This is a genomic window from Caulobacter sp. FWC2, from assembly GCF_002742625.1.
Lineage (GTDB): Bacteria > Pseudomonadota > Alphaproteobacteria > Caulobacterales > Caulobacteraceae > Caulobacter.
The window spans coordinates 1,754,718-1,774,245 of record NZ_PEBF01000001.1; the positions used below are offsets into that span (position 1 = coordinate 1,754,718).

The 19,528-nt window shown below is 62.8% G+C and carries 16 protein-coding genes and 1 tRNA gene; 10 read left to right on the top strand and 7 right to left on the bottom strand.

Going from position 1 to position 19,528, the window contains the following annotated elements:
- Positions 1-15 precede the first annotated feature (15 nt).
- From CSW62_RS08595 to CSW62_RS08605, 3 genes are read left to right on the top strand one after another with little or no spacing between them, the layout of a single operon-like run.
- Positions 16-891, top strand: coding sequence for a glycosyltransferase family 2 protein (locus CSW62_RS08595; protein ID WP_099576845.1), 876 nt, complete (start codon positions 16-18; stop codon positions 889-891).
- A complete protein-coding gene (locus CSW62_RS08600; protein ID WP_099576847.1) occupies positions 891-1,970 on the top strand; it encodes a glycosyltransferase family 1 protein in 1,080 nt (359 codons plus the stop codon). Before CSW62_RS08595 ends, CSW62_RS08600 begins: the two co-directional genes overlap by 1 nt.
- Entirely contained in the window at positions 1,971-3,407 is a 1,437-nt protein-coding gene (locus CSW62_RS08605) for a hypothetical protein (protein ID WP_099576849.1), read from the top strand.
- Here CSW62_RS08605 and CSW62_RS08610 read toward each other — a convergent pair.
- Complete coding sequence (locus CSW62_RS08610; protein ID WP_233206637.1) at positions 3,380-4,177, bottom strand: glycoside hydrolase family 16 protein; 798 nt, start codon at positions 4,175-4,177, stop codon at positions 3,380-3,382. The two genes, CSW62_RS08605 and CSW62_RS08610, sit on opposite strands and share 28 nt — an antisense overlap.
- Positions 4,178-4,185: 8 nt before the next feature.
- Positions 4,186-5,154, bottom strand: a complete 969-nt coding sequence (locus CSW62_RS08615; RefSeq protein ID WP_099576852.1) for an NAD(P)-dependent oxidoreductase — start codon at positions 5,152-5,154, stop codon at positions 4,186-4,188.
- Positions 5,155-5,375: 221 nt separating this feature from the next.
- Between CSW62_RS08615 and CSW62_RS08620 the strand changes: the two genes are divergently transcribed.
- A complete protein-coding gene (locus tag CSW62_RS08620; RefSeq protein ID WP_143324358.1) occupies positions 5,376-6,098 on the top strand; it encodes an acyltransferase in 723 nt (240 codons plus the stop codon).
- On the top strand, positions 6,074-6,553 hold the full coding sequence (locus CSW62_RS08625) for a hypothetical protein (protein ID WP_099576856.1): 480 nt from the start codon (positions 6,074-6,076) through the stop codon (positions 6,551-6,553). The genes CSW62_RS08620 and CSW62_RS08625 overlap by 25 nt, the downstream gene beginning before the upstream one ends.
- Before the next feature lie 212 nt (positions 6,554-6,765).
- Here the strand turns inward: CSW62_RS08625 and CSW62_RS08630 are convergent, their stop codons facing one another.
- The 3 genes from CSW62_RS08630 to CSW62_RS08640 all read right to left on the bottom strand — a co-directional run bounded on the left by CSW62_RS08630 (position 6,766) and on the right by CSW62_RS08640 (position 10,355).
- Complete coding sequence (locus tag CSW62_RS08630) at positions 6,766-8,622, bottom strand: family 16 glycosylhydrolase (protein ID WP_099576859.1); 1,857 nt, start codon at positions 8,620-8,622, stop codon at positions 6,766-6,768.
- Between the two features lie 528 nt (positions 8,623-9,150).
- A complete protein-coding gene (locus CSW62_RS08635; RefSeq protein ID WP_099576861.1) occupies positions 9,151-10,008 on the bottom strand; it encodes a hypothetical protein in 858 nt (285 codons plus the stop codon).
- 273 nt (positions 10,009-10,281) lie between these two features.
- A tRNA-Cys gene (locus tag CSW62_RS08640) sits at positions 10,282-10,355 on the bottom strand.
- Between the two features lie 283 nt (positions 10,356-10,638).
- Between CSW62_RS08640 and CSW62_RS26380 the strand changes: the two genes are divergently transcribed.
- On the top strand, positions 10,639-10,776 hold the full coding sequence (locus CSW62_RS26380; RefSeq protein WP_158235408.1) for a hypothetical protein: 138 nt from the start codon (positions 10,639-10,641) through the stop codon (positions 10,774-10,776).
- 83 nt (positions 10,777-10,859) lie between these two features.
- On the opposite strand, the gene CSW62_RS08645 is transcribed toward CSW62_RS26380, so the two are convergent.
- Entirely contained in the window at positions 10,860-13,352 is a 2,493-nt protein-coding gene (locus CSW62_RS08645) for a TonB-dependent receptor (protein WP_099576863.1), read from the bottom strand.
- A 291-nt stretch (positions 13,353-13,643) separates the two neighbouring features.
- Between CSW62_RS08645 and CSW62_RS08650 the strand changes: the two genes are divergently transcribed.
- Positions 13,644-15,119 (top strand): class I adenylate-forming enzyme family protein, encoded by a 1,476-nt coding sequence (locus CSW62_RS08650; protein WP_099576865.1) that lies wholly within the window; start codon positions 13,644-13,646, stop codon positions 15,117-15,119.
- A gap of 178 nt (positions 15,120-15,297) precedes the next feature.
- Here the strand turns inward: CSW62_RS08650 and CSW62_RS26100 are convergent, their stop codons facing one another.
- Positions 15,298-15,597, bottom strand: coding sequence for a DegT/DnrJ/EryC1/StrS family aminotransferase (locus CSW62_RS26100; protein WP_143324359.1), 300 nt, complete (start codon positions 15,595-15,597; stop codon positions 15,298-15,300).
- A gap of 24 nt (positions 15,598-15,621) precedes the next feature.
- Here CSW62_RS26100 and CSW62_RS08655 point away from each other — a divergent pair, with 24 nt between their 5' ends.
- The 3 genes from CSW62_RS08655 to CSW62_RS08665 all read left to right on the top strand — a co-directional run bounded on the left by CSW62_RS08655 (position 15,622) and on the right by CSW62_RS08665 (position 19,521).
- Positions 15,622-16,218 (top strand): TetR/AcrR family transcriptional regulator, encoded by a 597-nt coding sequence (locus CSW62_RS08655; protein WP_158235410.1) that lies wholly within the window; start codon positions 15,622-15,624, stop codon positions 16,216-16,218.
- A 112-nt stretch (positions 16,219-16,330) separates the two neighbouring features.
- Positions 16,331-16,942, top strand: a complete 612-nt coding sequence (locus CSW62_RS08660) for a glutathione S-transferase family protein (protein WP_099576869.1) — start codon at positions 16,331-16,333, stop codon at positions 16,940-16,942.
- 209 nt (positions 16,943-17,151) lie between these two features.
- Positions 17,152-19,521: a TonB-dependent receptor gene (locus CSW62_RS08665; protein WP_099576871.1), complete on the top strand. Its 2,370-nt coding sequence runs from the start codon at positions 17,152-17,154 to the stop codon at positions 19,519-19,521.
- The last annotated feature ends 7 nt before the right edge of the window (positions 19,522-19,528 follow it).

A 19,528-nucleotide genomic window follows, 5' to 3' on the forward strand; every position in this document is an offset into this window, starting at 1 on the left:
GCCTGTGAGCGGACAATGAAAGTCGCTGTAGTCGTCGCCAGCGTTGGGCGACCGAAGGAGCTTGGCGATCTGATCGCTGAAATGCGCCTTCAGACAATGCAGCCTTCGGCGATTGTCGTCTCGGTCGAAAGTGATGCCGATCTGCCTGAAGGCGATTTGCATCCTGCACGGATTATCTTCGGTTCGAGAGGATCCAGCATCCAGCGAAACCGGGGCATTGATTTGGTTGCGGATGAGGCGGACGTGGTGGCGTTCTTCGACGACGACTATCTGCCGTCTAAGCGCGTCATCGAAGGGATCGCCAGGCTCTTTTCATCCGACCCGACCATAGCCGGCGCAACGGGCACGCTTCTGGCCGACGGTATTGGCACCACTGGAATCTCGTTCGACGACGCCATGGCGCAATTGGCGGCGTTCGATAGCGCGCCGTTGGCGGCGGATCGCGACGAGGCCTCGCAGGGCACCTATGGGTGCAACATGGCGTTTCGTCTATCCGCGCTCAACGGCCTTCGCTTTGACGAGAACCTTCCGCTGTATGGTTGGCAGGAAGACTATGACTTCGCACGCCGCGTTTCCGCCAGCGGGCGTATCGTCAAATCGACCGCTTTTGTCGGGGTTCACCGAGGGGTTACGAACGGTCGAACCAGCGGTGTCCGCTTTGGCTATTCTCAGGTGGTGAACCCCATCTATCTGTGGCGAAAGGGGACCATGGCCCTGTCCTATTCGCTTTGGCTGATGAGCCGGAACATATTGAAAAACCACGTGAGGACGATTTGGCCGGAGTCCCATATCGATCGCGCCGGCCGGTTGAAGGGCAATTATATCGCTCTGGCCGATCTGTTGCGGGGGCGGTGTGACCCACGCAGGATACTCGATGGCTTTGGTCGCTGATGTCTACGTCCGCCGATAGGCAAGTCGTCTTCAATGGCAGGTTTCTGAGCGCGACGCCGACAGGTGTGCACCGCGTCGCGGCCGAATTGATAGGTGCGCTCTCGAAAGACGCCGCATCACCCCTGCGAATTCTAGCGCCAAAGGGGGCGCCGGAGGGGCAGGAGCCGCCAGGTAGCCGGGTGGACCGTGTCGGCTTCCTGTCCGGACAGGCTTGGGAACAGGCATCGCTGCCGCTCGCCGCCGCCGGCGCGACGTTGGTGAGTCTGTGCAACCTAGCGCCGGCTCTCGCACCGGGGATCGTCATGATGCACGACGCTCAGGTGCATATCACGCCGAAATCGTACAGCCGCGCCTTCTCGACCTGGTACAGGACGCTGCAGCCCATCATAGGGCGAGGAGCTCGGCGGGTTTTGACCGTATCCGAATACAGTCGGCAGTCTCTTGTCGAATACGGTGTCGCCAAGTTCGAGAACATTTCGGTCGTTCCAAACGGTGTCGACCACATGGCCCATGGCGAGCCGGATGACACTTTGATAGCGCGGCACGGTCTCCGGGACCGGCCGTTCGTCATCGCTCTCGCCAACGTTCAGGAACATAAGAATATTCGCGTCCTGTTCGCCGCCTTCAGGTCGAAGGCATTGTGTGAGGTGCGCCTTGTGCTGTTCGGTTCAGCCAGCGCGAAGGACTTCTCGTCCATAGGCCTCGATCCCCCGCCCAATACGACATTCCTTGGAAGAGTCACCGATGCGCAGTATGCGGGACTGGCGCGCGAAGCGGCATGCCTGGCGTTTCCTTCGACGACGGAGGGCTTCGGCCTGCCTCCTCTGGAGGGCATGAGCCTGGGCTGTCCAGCGGTCGTCGCTCCCTGTGGTGCCTTGCCGGAGGTCTGCGGCGACGCAGCGGACTATGCCGATCCGCACAGTCCGTCGGAATGGGCGGCCGCGATCGAACGGTTCCTGGACCGGGACTACCGCATCGCGCGAGGGGCTGCAGGGGCGACATGGGCCGCGGGTTATACCTGGGCCCGCAGCGCCGATCTGTTTCGAGCAGAACTGACCGCCTTGGGTTTAGACGTATAGATGGAAGCCTCTTCGTTCATCGCGATCAGCGTATTGGTCGCCGCTCTTTTCGTGCGGGGGCCGTTCCTGCTCTACGTCACGTTTATCGCCCAGAGCTTCGGCAGCATGGCCGCGATACCACCCGGCCTGTTGGGGGGCATCACGCTGACGCCAGGTTGGATCGCCATCGCTCTGCTGACCTTCCAGACGATCGTCATGAGAAGACCCGGTCGCGCCGCATTGGTCAGTGTGCTGGACCCGAAGCAGCTTGGACTTTTGACGGCTTGCGCTCTTTACGGAGTGTTTTCGGCTTTCGTCTTTCCCCGGCTGTTCGAGGGGGAGGTCAGAGTGGTGCCGATGCGCGTCATGATACGTGCCGCCGTGCCGTTGACGCCGACCACCTCCAATTTGACGCAAGCGCTCTATTTCCTACTCACGGTCGCGACGGTATGGACGGCCCACGTATTCGCGCGCACGGTTGAGGGGCGGCGACAGCTCCTGAAGGGGATCATGATCGGCGGCATGGCCGCCGTCTTGACGGGCGTGCTCGATATGGTCGCTTCGACCGTGGGCCTGACCGCCATGCTGGCGCCGTTCCGGAACGCCAGCTATGCCCTGCTCGTCGACGCCGAAGTATCGTTTGGTCGTCGCGTGGTCGGACTGATGACCGAGGCGTCGTCGTACGGCGGGCTTTGTATCGGCTACCTGTCCTCGATTTTCCTGATGCGCACCGGCTATGTCGGCCGTGGTCGGACCTGGAGCTGGCTGCTGTCGCTGGGTCTGATCGTCATGGCGGTCCTCTCCACCTCGTCCTCTACCTATGTCGCTCTCGCCGTTTGCATCATGACGATCATGATGGCCGCGACCGTGGATACGCTGAAGGTAGGGGTAAGAGGCATCGCTCCGATTTCACTGGCCTATCTGGCGCTAGTGAGCGTTCTTCTGGTTCTAGCACTCAAGCCTGATATCCTCGACGGTGCGATGGTTGCGATCGACCAGACCGTGCTGCAGAAGCACAAGACGAGCTCCTACGCCGAACGGGGCTACTGGAATCAGACGGCTCTCGACGCGTTTCTGGGCACCTATGGTCTGGGGGCGGGGTTGGGATCGCTTCGAGCGTCGAGCTGGGCGCTGGCTGTCTTGGGCAATATCGGCGCGGTCGGCGCCTTCCTGACGGCCGCTTTCATCGCTGTCCGCTTCTCGGCGAAGGCGCCGAGCGGTTTGGGTCTGGACAGGTTACATAGAGCCGCGAAATTTGCCTTGATCCCCATTCTGGTCGCGGCGTCGCTGGCGGGGACCAGTGTGTATTTCGGTTTCGCGGCGGCCGTTCTGTTCGGCCTCATCAGCGGTATCGCGAACGCCGAGCGCACGCCCGTTGAGGCTGGACGAAGTGTTGTTCTTCAAGCTCGGGCCGGCGTCTCTCCCCAATCTCAGACCGGGGCGAAAACCTTCACATAGTCCACGAGCAGCACGGAAGGGTTGGGGGTGTTATCGATCGGCCAACCCGATCCGAGGGCGAGATTGACGAGAAGACCCAGGGGGCGGTTGAGCTCCATGGGCGTTGGCAAGGAATGCGTCTTCCGACGATCGAAATAGAAATCGATGGTGTTCGGCGTCACGTTCACGCCGAACAGATGGAAGTCATCCGCGAGCTTCTCGGGCGTCGCTGTCCATAGAAGCTTGTGCTTGCTGGCGCTTGATTTTTTGACGGGCCAAAGATGCAGCGCCGAGCTGAACTTGGCGGGTTCGTGGCCATAATACTCCATGATGTCGATCTCGACGCCCGTGGTGTTCCCGACGACCGTCGCGAGCCAGAATGCGGGCCAGACGCCCGGACCCGCGGGCACCTTCATGCGGGCTTCGAAATAGCCAAAGCGCTGGGAAAAGCCGCGCCCCTTGGCATCGACCGATGAGAGCAGCCCGGAGCGCCAGTGGCCATCTTCACCCTTTCTGGCGGTGATCGACAGGCAGTCGTCCGAGGTCGTAAACGGAAAGCCGGCGACAGGATCCGAGAACGCGGCGCTGCCAAAATCGCCATTCCAAGGCGTGTGCGCGGTCCATCTTGTATCAGGCCCACGCGCCGAAACGTCCAGAAGGGAGAACTGGTCTTCGAAGACGGGAACCCCGCTCCACGGAAGAGCGGCGACAGGCTCCTCGGAAGGGACTGGCGTTGACGTTGCCCCGACGGCGACCATGCCGCCGAGGAGAGTTCGGCGGCTGGCCATCATCTTCTGGGCTATACGAACGTGCCTTCCGTTTCCCGCTTCCATGCTTCAAGAGCCGTTTTGAGGTTCGTGGAAAAGGCGTAGTCCTGCGATTTCAGCCAACCGGGCGAAATCTTGGTCGAGCGAACCAGCTTAAGCACGCGTTCGCGATGAATAGGTGTCTTCACCCCCAGCTTCGCGGCCTGTTCGAAGGTTCCGGCGGCGGTCATCAGCAAGGGCAGAGGCACGGTTGCCGGTTTAGCCTTCCGTTCCATGATGGACTGGAAGCAGGTGACAATGTCCTGGATGCTGCTCTCGTCTGGATAGGCGAAATTATAGAGGACGGGCTTTTCATACCGCTCTAGCGCGAAATCGAACGTCCTGAGCAGCTCATCGACATAGCCACCGCTTTTGACCGTGTCCTTGCGGCCAGGATACAGGAAATAGCCCTTGCTCAAGGCTTTCGCCAAGTAAGAGTAGTTACCGCGCTCGCCTGGTCCAAAGACCACGCCGGGGCGGACGATCACGAGCCGCCTGTCGCCAACGACCTGGGCCCATTGCTGGTGAACGATCTCGGCAAGCCGTTTGGACTTGCCATATGCGGAAACGGGGTTGAGCGGTGACTGCTCATCCAGAACGTTCTCAGAAGGGCCGTAGACCGAGATCGAACTCGTGAACACGATAGTCTTGATGGCGCAGTCCGTGGCCAGTTGAGCCACGTTGAGCGCGCCCGCGACGTTCGTCTCAAAATACTCGCTATCCGGATGTCCTGGCGTGCGGTGGACCGCAGCGAGGTTGAAGATCGTCGATACGCCGCGGCCGATCTCGACGGGCAGGGGGTGTCGAACGTCGTGAGTCGAGTAGGTGACGCCGTCGATTCGCTGCCGCGGCGGTAGGATGTCGACAGCTTCGACCTCATGGCCCGCAGCCGCCAGGCGCGAAACAAGCCGAGTGCCAATAAAACCACTGGCGCCGAAAACCAGTGTCCTATTCTTAAGCATAATACCTGTATCCGCTGTGCTGTTTGATCGCTTGCTTCGCGAGTCGAAAAAATAATGAGCGCTGGGCGCGCTCCTTTCTTATACCGTGATTATATCACTCTTGTTCTAGGGGCTCCACCGAGACCCCGTCATTATCGGCTAAACTTTATTCACGCTGGCTGCTATTGCCGTGACGAGCATTGGCCAAATTTCTGCGGAATGCCGATCTAGGGGGCACGTCGATGGCTTTATTGGGCGAGGCCGAGCAGCCGCAAGTCCATTCGGGCGGAGCGCGAAATGGGCGTATCGACGCCCTTCGCTTTATAGCCATGACTGCGGTTATCGCGCAGCACTGCGACTTGATGCCCTTCGGTTGGATGGGCGTCTGGCTCTTCTTTGTTATTTCGGGCTTCGTCGTCGCCAGTTCGGTGTTGGACCGGCCGTTGGCGCAAGGCGCCGCCTCAGAATTGCGGAAGTTCTATGCGCGACGGGCTGCGCGAATCCTGCCGGCTTACGCCTTGCTTGTTTTAATCGCTGTCGCGTTGCAGGCGGTTGATTTCATAGAATTGTCTCTCAGTCATTGGTCGGCGATTATTCTATTTTACTACAATTTTTACAGCATCTCTCATGAGGTGTGGACGCCAAACTTTCCGCTGAGTCATCTCTGGTCAATCTCATCGGAGATGCAGTTTTATGCGATCGCCGGTGGACTGCTCACATTGCTTAAGCGCCGTAGTCTAGTTTTGGCGTTGGGTGCTTTGGCGCTCGTATCCGTATTCCTGAGATTGGGTGTATCCTTCGCAGCTCATAGTGGGTTGGTGGCATGGGAGCCTAACAAGGTGAATTTTTACAATGTCCTGTGTCAGATGGACGGCTTCTGCGCCGGCGCCTTGCTGGCGATCTACAGGCGCGGATCAGGACCTATGGAGCTCTCACAATCTTGGCGATCGGGCTCCTGGGACTGATTATCTACTGTGGGGTCTATGTCGGCATCAATCACATTGTTCTTTCGCGCAGCGGCGGTTCAATGCTGCACGACATCATCAGTGGTTCAATTGTCGGTCAGTATCGCGAAGCCCTTATTTACTTGCCTATAATCGTGGTGAGCGCCGGCTTAGTGGCGTTGGCGCATATCGGGGGCCTCAAGCCTCTGGATCGTCTGCTAGAGGTAAAGTTCTTCCAACGAAGCGGTCGTAGCTCGTATTCCGGCTACCTGTTCCATTTCGCCGCAGTGAAGGCATGCATGTTCCTGGTCGGGGGCGTCGTTGGTCTTGGCTTGGGCGCAAATGCCGCCGGCCTCATCGGCAAATCCCTGGTCTTCATCTGCGCCTTGCCGCTAACCATCGCCGTCGCGGAGTTGTCCTACGCCTGGGTTGAAAAGCCTTCGGCTCGATATCTCGCGCGAGTACTTCGCACCTAGCGTGCGGGGTCTGCGCAGGCAAATGGCGCTGCACACCGCCCGCCTGTCCCCCAGCAACGAAAAGGCTGAAATCGGCCAGGCGTCCTCCTCGCGGCGAGCGGGCAACCTGGGGTGGGGGGGGGCGTCAAAATGCGCTGAGATGGATGTGCGGGAGCGTGGTTGCCCGATCGCGATGCCGGTGGATGCGATCAAGCAGAAGGGTGCGAAGGTTGCTAGTGGTCGACCTTTCCATAGACGCCTACGAGATCGACGCTATGCACTCCGTACGTCATCTGATCGGTGAAAAACGCTTCAGCCGACTTGGCGTAGACGCCGATATCGGCAGAGGCCGCTTCGGCCAGAAGCCAGCCGACCATGGCGGCTTTGGCGCCCTGACCGTCGGTGGAGTCGTGGGCCCATTCGCCGAAATATTCGGCGCGGGTCATCCCATTCGGGCCGACCACCGTATCGAGCAGGAGGTGGGCCTTCTCGTCGCTGGGCGTCATGCCAAACACCTTGGCGTATGCCAGCTTGGTGGCCTCAAGCAGCGTCAGTTCGCCGTAGGTCTTGGCGAACGTCGCCTGACCTTCGCCCTGGGTGCCCAGGTTGATTGCGAAACTGATGTAGCGATTTTCAACGTTGAGCGCGCTGTAGTATTCGCTGCTGAGGTTATTGGCGTTCGGCCCCGTGGGCGCGATTAGATAGTCCATGCCTGCGGCGGTGGGGGTCTTGCCGGTGAAGAACTGGTAGCTCAGAACCGCGACCTCGGTCGTTGCCGCCGCCGCCTTCGTCACCTGGGCCATCGCGCTGTCCAGCGTCCCGCCGGCCGCCATATCGGCCGCCAACACCTTCGTCGTCGCCTGAGCCTGCGTGCTGAGCGGCGCGATGCGAAGGATGTTGTTCATGGCCGTAGCCACGCGGCTGTCGACCAGTTCGACCGAGCGGTCGCTGAACGACAGCGTTTCGATGTTGGTGACGATGTCGCGGCTATCAGCGCTTGTCACCGACCAACTGCCGTCGGCATTCGCCTTGATCGAGTAGCTTGAGGACGCCTTGGCGTAGGATAGCGTGTCGTGCCCGAGGCCGCCATCATAGTGCGTCTCGCCGCTAACGGCCTTGAAGGTGTCGGCGGTGGCGGCTCCGGTGACGGTCTTGGTCGTCGGCGTGCTTGGCGCGGGGGCTGGCGTCGCGGTCGCTGGCGTTGTGACTGTCACGGTGGACGGTGGCGTGACCGGGGCTGTGATGACCGGTGCGGTCGGCGAGGTCGTCGCTGGTGGCGCGACAACTATGGGGGCGATGTAGGACGTCGCGCCCAAGAGATTCGACGTGTCGTTGCCGTCGGGCGAAGAGATATGGTCCAGGCTCACGGCCTTAGCATCGCTATCAAGAGAATAGGCGCGGACATAGTCGATGTTCATCGTCTTCGGCGCGTCAGTCATGCCGTCTACGGGCTTCTTCATGGCCAGATCGATCAGCATGTACATCGGCTGGTTCATATCCGCCGGCGTGGCGAAGCTTCCGACCTGCTTGCCGTCATACCAGAAAGAGATGGTGTCCTTGGTCCATAGAACCCCATAGGTGTGATAGCCCGAGAGCATCGTCGTCTGACGGCTCCAGTACTGGGCTTCGTGCGTCTTGTCGGTCGTGTGCAGGTAGCTATACAGGTCGCTGGTGCCATAGGCCTCGACGACGTCAATCTCGGGTGGCCAGCCGCCGTTGGCGGGAAGCAGCCAGAATGCCGGCCAAACACCCTTGTCGGTCGGAAACTCCGCGCGCATCTCGAAGTAGCCGTACTTCTGAGCGAACGTATCCTTCGTGGTTATGAGGCCGGAGGCCCAGGAGCCGGGGCCCACGATCGACGACGGCGCCCGCGCGGCGGTGATCGACAGCTTGCCGTCTTTCACGGCGAACGGGTCAATGCCCGAACTGGGATCAACAAACGCAGAGTCCCCGAACCCAATATCCGCACTGGCGTTCAGGCGCCACTCGGGGCGGATGTCCGACCACACGTGGCCCGTACCGGGTTGGCCGATGCTGCGCGAGTTAAACTCTTCGTCGAACGAGAGCTTGTAACCGGAGAGGTCTGGCACGACGGAGTCCTCAATACTTTGAGATTGGCGTCTGTGCTTGAGTTTATCTAGTGCGCAGACGGTTTAAGCGGGTTTTTCGCTCATATTGGTGCGCCAGTTTTGTGAAATGCACGGAAATATCTATGGTAAATATCGTATTCAGAAAGTATTGATTTAAGTAAAGTGTTCGCGCGAATTGTCGCATGCGGGCATTTTTTCGGCCTTGGCTGGAAAGTTAGTTTTTGTTGATGAATTTGAATATTGACGATCTCGCTAAATTCGGCGGACGTTGGTTGTTGCCAAGGTAGCGCTTAGTTTGGTGTGTGCGGCTTCAGCAGGCCCGCAAAGGGTCGAAGCGACGAAACCTGCCAACGCATAGCTACTCGTTGGTGGGCGCGGACCGCTGGATGGTTCCCACCACGTCGACCCAGGGTGGGGGCGAGGCGGTGCGCGGGGGAAAGCTGAACGGCGCCGGCAGTGACCGTGATCTTAGGCTGGACAGCGTCGGCCTGACGGCCATAGCGCCGCGATCGTGCCTTAGGCGGAGGCCTAAAGAGCCGCCAATTTCTCGGTGACGTTGCTTCCGAAGTAGGCCGGGCGCGTTACCTGATGACGAATGTGGTCCATCGCGGCCTTGAGGCGATATCGACGGGTCCCGCGTGGCGCGGACAATAGGCTAAGCAGCGGCCGCGCCGCGTGGATGGTCAGCGCTAACTTGGACGATATGGTCTGGCCGCTGCGATTAACGGCGCCAGATGCCACCCAGGACGGCCAACGCACACCAAACAGGTCGAGGCATTCATAAATGTCGGATTCGTAAGTCCGCCCGATGAAGCCGTTGAGATGCTTGAGCTCACCAACCGGTCGGGTGTGCTTGACGACGCAGCAGTCTACGATGGCGCAGCGCCCGCCAGCCTCCTCTGCCAAGCTGCACCAGATTAGATCGATGCCTGATTCGAAGCCCATCGTGAAAAGCGGCGCCGCGCGTCTTAGTTCTGCGGATTTGAAGAACGGGCACATCATCTCGATATAGTTGCAAAACCGCAGGTCTAGGTCCGGGTTTGTGATCGAGGCGGCATAGGTGACATAGGAGTCGGCGGACAGCGCTGGCTGCCAGATGTGCAGGTCCCAATCTTGCCCGACAGAAAAGCATCTCGAGATGGCAGCCGCCGAAGTCTCGATGTCGTCGTCGATGAATGCAACCTGGTCATACCGATCCAAGATGTCGGGATGATCTGTCAGAATCTGGCTCCAGCCGGAAACTTTCTTCCCTGCCACGAACAGGTGCCTAATATGGCTAGAGCCGTCGTCGATCACGTCCCGATGATAGGCTTCGACCAAAAGGTCGAAGTTGTCGTCGTCGCTGGGCTGCCAGCCCTGATGAAGGCTGTTTGGCCCGGCTCTCACTATGACGAGATTGCGCTTTTCGTTGTGAGCTGGGGGGGAGCTAGTCTTTCAGCAAGTTGAGTTTTCAATGCTCTGCTTGTCCATTGAGGTATCTCGGCGCGTTTTTTGTCGCGCAGCTTATTCTCGCATATGCACTGGGCCGCTGGCTGGACCCGGTCTTGAGAGCTTGGCTGTCTAGCGCCTTCTCCTCGAAGCGGTTGAAAGCAGCGTCGGCCTAACCCGACGAGCAAAACCTGCAGCGTGCGTTGTGATGGTTCAGCGTGGGAAGAGTGTTGGAGGCCCGGCCCGGAATCGAACCGGGGTGCACGGATTTGCAGTCCGCTGCGTCACCACTCCGCCACCGGGCCATCCGGGTCGACGACGCAAATCACGTCGGCGGGGGAGGGCGTTCGATACAGGAGCGTCGGCGGGGCCGCAACTCGGAATTTTGCGCCATCGTACCGTGGGTAAGGGGGAGCGTAGCTCTATCTGTCGCTCGGCGCCTTGATTGGAGTGGACCAATCACCGGCTCACCGTAAAGGCTACCCATCGCCATCATTGTCATCCCGCTTAATTGCGGACTTTAAGGCTCCGGTGGGGCCGCGTTGATCGCTTCTCAGGCCGCTGAAGCCGCCAAGGACACCCCGAACGATGCCGGCAAGTTCAAACCCGATCGCCACGGGCCTGTCGCTGTCGATGGTGGTAACCGCCGGCAAGCCGACCGGTGTCGTCGCCCTGGCCGGCGCGCCATCGTCACCGGCGGCAGCCAGCTGGCCGGGTCGACAATGAAGGACATAGACGCGCGGCAAGCAGACACCAGCCGTCCTCGCCTGAGCTTGTTATAGGACGAGGTCGGACCGCCGGACCAGGCGCTAGACCCGGCGCGCGCCCGGGCGCACCGTCATGGCAATCCCGACTAGGCGGCTTTCTCCCGGCACGTAGGTCGGCAAGCCGAAATCGTCGCCGGAATTGCCGGCGTCCCTCAGATAGTGGCGGTCCAGCAGGTTGCGGCCAAAAAGCTCCATCGACCAGTTGCGACCGGGCGCGATCCACCGCAGGCGCGCGTCCAGCAGGCCGTAGCTGTCCTGCGTCTTGTCGCGGCGGAACACGGGGACGAAGGTCCCGGTTTGCAGCGCCGGGTTGTCGTTGTCGTCGTTGAAATAGGTATGGGAGCGCCAGCTCCAGGACGGTGCGAAGGCCAGGGTCCCGCCCGCCAGTGGCCAGCTTACCGTACTGTCGAGCGAGACCGTGTGATCCGGCGCGAGCCGCAGGTGGTTGCCCTGGTAGAGCCCGGTCTGGAAGCGGGCGTGCGCATAGGCATAGGTGGCGTGCAGATCCACCCAGGTCGCCAGTGTCCAGCGCGCCTGGAACTCCGCGCCATAGGCGTCCGCTCGGCCCGCGTCGTCGGTGAAGAACTGCGTGCCCTGCTGCACCGTCGTCTGGAAGTGGCGGTAGCGATAAGCGTAGGCGGCGCTTTCAAGAACCACGGTCGAGAAGCGACCCTTCGCGCCGATCTCCAGGGAGTCGAGCGTCTCGGGCGAAACGCGCTTGAAGACCACGGCCCCGCCTGGCGTCCTCGGCGTATTGGGCGACACCACCTCGGGGCGTTGGCCGCGGGCGTAGCTGGCGTAGAGGCTTCCGGAGTCCGCCAGGGCGTAGCTGGCGGCGACGCGCCAGGAGGCGCCGCTATCGCGGCTCTTGTTCGTTTCCAGCGCCGACTGCTGATAGGCTAGGCCGAAGACCGGCAGGGGGTAGCTCGGCGACTGGGGAATGGAGGCCGCGCCTGGGACCGACAGGGCGGCGAGCAGGCCGCTGCGCGCCGCGCCGGTGGCGGCCAGCGCGCCCAGTATGCCCGCCGCAGTCGATCTTTGGGTCCAGGATTGATAGTCCGTGGTCTTCCGGCTCGCCGACCATCGCAGACCGGCCGACAGTGTCAGCTTGTCCGTCAGCGCGTAGGACAGATCGCCGAAGAGGTCATAGCTCTGGCCGGTGATGCCGTTGACGCCGCCCTCGCCGTGGTCGGTCTGCAGATTGCGGGCGATGGCGTTGGCCTGATCAGCCGGTAGTGTGAAGCCCGAGGCCGCAGCCAGGCCCTGCAGCAGCACCGCCGTTCCCGGAATCGAATGATATGCCGCCAGCGGCCCCACCACCGGATTGTTGCGATCCAGGCGGTTGGTCAGGATGTCCAGCAGCAGGAACTCGTCGATCTGGATGTCGACGCTCTGCTGCCCGCGCTCGAAGAAGGCGCTTGCGGCGACGAAGCCCTTCAGCCGGTCGCCCGCGTAGTTCAGGCGCGTCTCGCTGCTGTATTGCCGATAGCGCGAGGCGTCGAGCGAACCCAGTAACGGGAAGCTGAAGCCGTCCAGGTCGTAGATTTCCGAGGCGGTGAACCGCCGCCAGGCCAGATTCTGCGAGAGCGACCAAGCGCCGCCGGGCGCATAGTCGGTGAGCCAGGTGACGCCGGCGATGGTGCGGCGCAGGCCCATCGGGCGGTCGCCCTGGAAGCCCTTGGGCGAGGCCAGGGCCGCGCCGGTGAAGCTGCTGAGATCGCCTAGGATCTGGCCGGTTACGGGATCCGACGGATAGAAGGAGCGCGACTTCGTAGACTGGCCGCCGGGCGTGTCCCGCTCGACATTGACGATCAGGTCGCTGCGCAGCGCCGACGACGGTCGCCAAGCGACTAGGAAGCGCGCTGCGCCGGTCTGGACGCTGTTCAGCGCCGGCCCGCCCAACAGGTTCTCGATGTCGCCGTCCTTTTCCCGGTATCGAGCCGCGGCCCGCACCGCCAGCGTCTCGCCGATCGGTGCGTTGATCATACCCTCGGCGACGCGATAGCCGTCACCGCCGGCTTCAAGGCGCAGGCGAGCGTCGTGCGCGCCCAGCACGGCCTTGTTCTGGATATACTGCACCGCGCCGGTCAGGGCGGCGCGGCCGAACAGCGTGGTCTGTGGTCCGCGCGCGACCTCCACGCGCTCGAGGTCGAACAGCTCGACGAAGGCCCCGCGCTGCTTGGCGATCGAGACGCCATCCTGGAACACCGCCACCCGGGGCTCGGCGGTCGCCGCGCCGTCGTCGGTGGTGACGCCGCGCAGCACATAGCCGGAATTGGCAGGGGACTGGCTCTGGACCACCAGGCCTGGCGTCCGCGACGCGATGTCCCGCACGTCCTGGACGCCCAGGTCGTTCAAGGTGTCGCGCGAGAACGAGGTGATCGCGATCGGAGCCGAAAGGCGGTTTTCGGGACGCTTCTGGGCCGTGACGATCAGCTCATCGACCGCCCGGCCGTCCTGGGCGTGGGCTACCCCGCCAAAGGAAGCGAAAGTCAAAGTCAGGAGAGCGGTTTGGGCGAATAGGGAACGACGCATGACCGAAGCAGAATCCAATAACGGAGGAAGAGACACTCCCCCTAGCAAGCGCCGAGACACGACCGGCGCGACGGCGCGCGTTGCCGCCGAAGGGCCCGCCTGACTGGCAATAACAAATGTCACTGAGGAGCGACGCTGAAGAGCCCCCACATACTTAACTCGAGTACCCGTCAGCGCCGGGTGCGATGCCCCAAATGCCCTTTCGCGGCAAGGGAATAATACCGTCGTTCTCTTGATTTGCCCGGAAGATGCCTCCAATAGGCAGCGCTTCAGTATGTACGGGATTTTCAAGTGTTCGAGCGGATTGTCGCTTACCAAGCAGGTCGGGTACCCGACGAAGCAGCAATCGTGCTGCCACACCAGAGTTGGAGTTACGGCGCCTTCGCCGACCTGATCGATCGCTTCGCCGGCAAGTTAAGCGACGTTATCGAGCCGGGCCGGCGCATCCTGATCGACATCCCTCACCTGGGCGCCCACTGGCTGGTGACCCTGGCGGTGGAGAAGCTGGGTGCGACCTCCATGGCGCTGGCCGGCATTCCGACGACCCAGGCGGTCCTGGACCAGTTCGGCGTTGACCAGGTCATCAGCGACCGTCCGCTCGGCTTCGCGGCGACCAAGCCCAGCACTGTCATCGACGACGCTTGGCTGCAGGAGGCCAAGACCGAAACGCGCACGGCGCCGCCGCGCCAGCGCCGCCCGGACGACGCCGTGCGGATCGTGGTCACCTCGGGGACCACCGGCGTCAACCGCATGATCATGCTGGACCGGGCGATGCTGGACCTGCGGATCAATCATTCCGGCGTCAGCCAGGTCTTCGCAAAGCCCAAGCCCCGCGTGATCTCCGAGATCGGCCCTGGCTCGATCGGCGGCTTCATGCTGGGCCTGGCCGCTTGGATGGTCGGCGGCGCGCTCTGCCAGCGCGATCCCGCCAAGACCTGGGCCGAGACCCTCGACACGATGGAGATCGACGCGCTGATCCTGGCGCCGATCCAGCTGAAGATGGCGCTGGAAAGCCTGCCGCCGGGCTACAAGGCCCCGCCCGGTCTGGCGCTCTTCGTCGCCGGCGGCAGCCTGTCCCTTCCGCTGATGCAGGCGACGCGTGAGCTGCTGACGGACAACATTATCGTGACCTACGGCGCGACGGAAACCGGCAGCGTAGCGATTGGTCATGCCGAAATGCTGGAAGGGTTCGAGGACGGGGCCGGCTTCATCCAGCCCTGGGCCGAGGTCGAAATCCTGGATGCGGACGGCAACCTCCTGCCGCCCGGCGCGGTCGGCGAAGTCCGGGTGCGCGGTGACGAGGTGGTCGACGGCTACTTTGACGGTCCCGGCGATCCGGAGCGCGCCTCGTTCAAGGACGGCTGGTTCTATCCGCGCGATCTCGGCACGGTCACACCTGCCGGTCTCCTCAAGGTTCTCGGACGGCTGGACGACCTCTTGAACCTCGGCGGCGACAAGATTCTGCCCTCACGCTTCGAGCAGGCGGCCCTCTCGGTGACTGGCGTCCGGGATGCGGCGGCCTTCTCGATCCCCAACGAACTCGGCCTGGAAGTGCCGTGGCTGGCCTATGTGCGGAAGGGCAAGCTTGATGTCGCTGTCCTTCAGGCGCGCCTACAGATGAGCCTCAAATGGGCTGTTCAGCTGATGGAGGTGCCCGAAATCCCCCGTAACGCGTTGGGTAAGATCGTGCGCGGACCTCTGCGCGAAGCCGCGACAAACCGACAGCAGGAGCTGAAACGGTCACCAAAACCTCATGATCAAGAGTAGCGTCTTCGTCTAGCGCCCTGCCTCGCCACGCCGCCTTGCTGACGCCGGGCGAAGGGTAAAAGCCGGCCGGCCTGAAAGCGCGAAATCGGCGCGAGCCGTCCAGGTCGGTCCAGCGAGATCGCTACACGGCCATACGGCAAGCGGAGGTTACAAAGGAGGGGTACGCAATGGGTTCTGTCTACTTTTGGGCAAGCGCTTCCGCGAGCGTCGCAGCAACTCGGTCTATGTCGGCCCCAGTCAAATCCACATGAACAGGTAAGTTCAAACCGTCCGTAGCTACGGCCTTGGCCAAACTCAGCTCCACCGTGTTCAGGTGAGCATGATGGGGCATGCGGTGAATCTGCTGAACGACATGCGCGCTTTCGATTTCGTCAGCTTCAAGTTTGGCTACGAGTCGATCCCGCGAGGGGCGACGCAGGTAGCGGTGGCTGGGATCGCTCACCGCAAACGCTTGCCAGTCACGCTTCGCCCGCGCCATTTAACAGTCAGGTTCGAGGCAGGCATGACCCAGACACGACTGAAGGGCGCGGAGCGCCGTGAGCGCTTTCTCGATGCGGCCGCGCAGATCGTCATCGAGCACGGCGTGGCGGCTGTGACGATGGATGGCGTGGCGCACCTGACGGGCGTCACCAAGGCGCTGGGCTATCGCTATTTCACCGACCGCGACGACCTGCTGACCGCTTTGTTCGACCGTGAAACCCAGATCTATGTGGAGCGCTTGGCCAGCGAGGTCGGGCCGACGTCCAGTTTCGAGGACTGGGTCCGCGGCGCCCTGAAATACTGGTGCCGTCGCGCCGACGAACGCGGTGAGCTGTTCATGCGCCTGGTCAGGGACTGTGGCCCCTTGGCGGAGCGGGCCCGCAACAACCGCAAGGCCGACGCGGAGGGGTGGGCCCTGGGTCTCCAAAAGGCGTTCGGGCTGCCGCCTCGCCAGGCCAAGCAATACGCCTGGTTCATGGTGGCGGGCACCGCCGGTGCTCTGGACGCCCGCGACGGCGACGACGAGGCCATGATCGACGCTATCACCCTGGCCGTCGTCGCCGGCGCCAAGGCCCTGGCGAAGAAATACGGCGAACCTCGCCCGGCCAAGACCACCTAGTCCTTCATCCGGAAATGAGCTTGCCTTGGCGCACTAAGTGACGATACCGTTACTTAACGCGCGGGGCGTCCAGACCCTGTGCGCGGCGCGATCGCCGACGGGAGGACTGAACGTGAAGCTCTATGGCGAAGACAATCCCGCGCCCAATCCGCGACGGGTGCGCATCTTCCTGGCCGAGAAGGGCCTGACGCTGGAGCAGGAACGGGTGCCTCTGCGCGAGCGCGCCCACAAGGCCAGCGCTTTTCTGGAGAAGAACACCCTGGGACAGGTCCCGGTGCTTGAACTGGACGACGGTTCGTATCTCAGCGAGAGCGTCAGCATCTGCCGGTATCTGGAAGGCCTGCACCCCACGCCGCCGCTCTTTGGCGTGTCGCCGAAGGAGCAGGCCGTGATCGACATGTGGATCCGCCGTATCGAGCTGCAGCTGATGATGCCGATCGCCCACATCTGGCGTCATACCCATCCCCTGACGGCCAGCCTGCTGACCCAGTTCACCGACTTCGGCGAGTCGAACCGCGCGCATGTCGAACGGGCCTATCGCTGGCTCGACACGGAATTGGCCGATCGGGAATTCATCGCGGGCGACGCCTACAGCATGGCCGACATCATCGCCCAGACCACCGCGGACTTTGGGCGCTTCATCGGCGTTTCGGTTCCGGAGGATTGCGCCGCCGTGCAAGCCTGGCTGACGCGCGTTACGGATCGGCCAAGCGCGACGGCGTGACGAACGGCTGTTCGAAACCCGTTGCCAGATCAGTTAAGTGACGATACCGTTACTTAAGCGTCCCGAGCTCGGACGCTGATCTCCTGAAGCGGTGAGCCGGTCGGCTTCGCCCCTGGCGCTTGACCGTCCGTCTCAAGCGGACGCCGACGGCCTGCGCCTGTCCCAGATCACAAAAGAAGCCGCTCAGCGGCTCAAGGAAGGAACGCGCCATGTCTATCCAACCGCGCTCGCCGCGGGCCCTGAAGGCTGAGCTTCTGCTGGGCGCTTCGCTTGGGTTCGCCATGCTGATCGGCGCCACCGCCGCCGCGGCCCAAGTCGCCCAGGTCCCTGCCAACGCCGCCGTCAGCGTCGACGAGATCACGGTCACGGCCCAAAAGCGCGCCGAGAACGTCCAGGACGTGCCGCTGGCCATCACCGCCGTGCGCGGCGAGGCGCTGGCGGCGATGAACATCACCCAGCCCCAGCAACTGTCCCTGATCGACCCCAGCGTCCGGTTCAAGCAGAGCCTGAGCAGCAGCGCTTCGGGCCTGACCGTCCGAGGCGTCGGCACCAGCAGCTTCTCGGCCGGCATCGAGCAGAGCATCTCGACCGTTGTCGACGGCGTGGTGCTGGCCGACCCGGCCAGCCTGGCCACGCTCGCCGATATCGAGCGGGTCGAGATCCTGCGCGGACCGCAGGGCATGCTGTTCGGCAAGAACGCTTCGGCGGGCCTGATCCATTTCATCACCAAGCGCCCCCGATTGAACGAGAACAGCGGGGAGCTGCACGCGCAGTACGGAGAACGCGGCGAACGGATCCTGCAAGCCATCGGCAACGTGGCCCTGGGCGATACGCTCGCCCTGCGCCTGGTGGCCACGCACAACGAACGTGACGGGCTGATCCGCAACGTCGCCAAGGACAATGTCTTCACCGATCCGCAGGACGTCAGCACCCTGACCCTGAAGGCGCTGTGGCGTCCCAATGACGACCTGACCGTCTATTTCTCGGCCGATCGCACCGACAACGACACGTTCTGCTGCTCTTCGACCTGGCGCAAGGTGACGCCGGGCTACGCGCCGGCGGTCACCAACGCCCGTTACGGCATCGTCGCCGGTCCGAAGAACCTGCAGGTCGCCGCCAATGGTCCGTCGCAAGGCAAGTCGACCGCCCAGGGCGGCACGCTGCAGGTCGACTACGATCTCGGCGAGCTGACCCTGACCTCGATCAGCGCCTATCGCTCGGTCAAGCGCGAGGCGTTCTATGACGGCGACCTGACGCCCGTCAGCTATGTCGACGTCAATGGCGGCGCGGGCAAGACCGACTGGCTGAGCCAGGAACTGCGCCTGACCTCGCCGATCGGAAAGCGGTTCGACTATGTCGCCGGCCTCTATCTCTACCACTCCAAGGCCTCATCGCTGATCCGTCAGCGCGGGCAGCTGAGCTGGATCGTGCCGGCGTCGAACGGCGCGGTGGTTCCGATCATCCCGGGCGCACCGCTGGGGACGATCTTCGAGACCTCGACCTACAACGACATCAACTCGACCAGCCTGGCTGGGTTCGGCCAGGTCGGGCTGCACATCACCCCGAAGCTGGACCTGATCGCGGGGGCGCGCGTCACGCGCGACGAGATCACCCTGGACTATCACCGGGCTCCGACGCCGGGCGCGGTCTACATCCCCGGCTCGGTCACGCTGGACCTGCACCAGGAGGTCGACAACACCAACCTCTCCTGGCGCGTCGGGCCGCGCTTCAACGCCACCGACGACCTGATGCTCTATGCGACGGTGTCGCGGGGCTACAAGGGTCCGGGCTTCAGTGGCCTCAGCGCCGCCACGGCCGCCGCCGACCAGAGGGTCCAGCCGGAGATCCCAACGAGCTACGAGATCGGCTTCAAGGCCGCGTTCCTGGATCGTCGCCTGATCTTCAACGCCGATGTCTACAGCACGCGGATCAAGAACTTCCAGGCCCAGGTCTCGGACCTGACCAGCGCCACCTATTCGTCGCGGATCACCAACGCCGGGGAGATCAAGACGCGGGGCGTGGAGGCCAATCTGGTGGCGCGGCTCGCGGCGGGCCTGACCCTCACGGCGGGCGGCGCCTACACCCACGCCCGCTATGCCGACTTCAACGGCGTGCAATGCTATTTCGGCCAGCCCAAGATCGCGCAGGGCGGCCCGTGCAGCGCGCCGCCGGCCTCGCCCACCTCGCTGGACGGCTTCTTCAACGCCAAGGGCCTGAGCATCGCCGGCGTGCCCGAATGGGTCTACGGCGCCAGCCTGGCCTATGAACGGTCCCTCGGCGCCAATCTGCGAGGCTTCTTCCAGGCCAACTGGAACTGGCAGAGCGACATCAACTACGCCATCAGCGGCGATCCTGGCACGATCCAGAAGGCTTACGGCCTGCTGGGCGGTCGCCTGGGCGTCTCGGCGCCCGACAAGGCCTGGAGCGTGGCGCTGTACGCCAGCAACCTGCTCGACAAGCGCTACGCCGCGCAGATCACGCCCTCGCCGGTCACGGCGCTCAATCCTGGCGGCTATGTCCAGTATTTCAGCCCGGACTCGGTCCGCCGGGTCGGGGTCAGCCTCGACGTGGCCTTCTAAGTCGTAC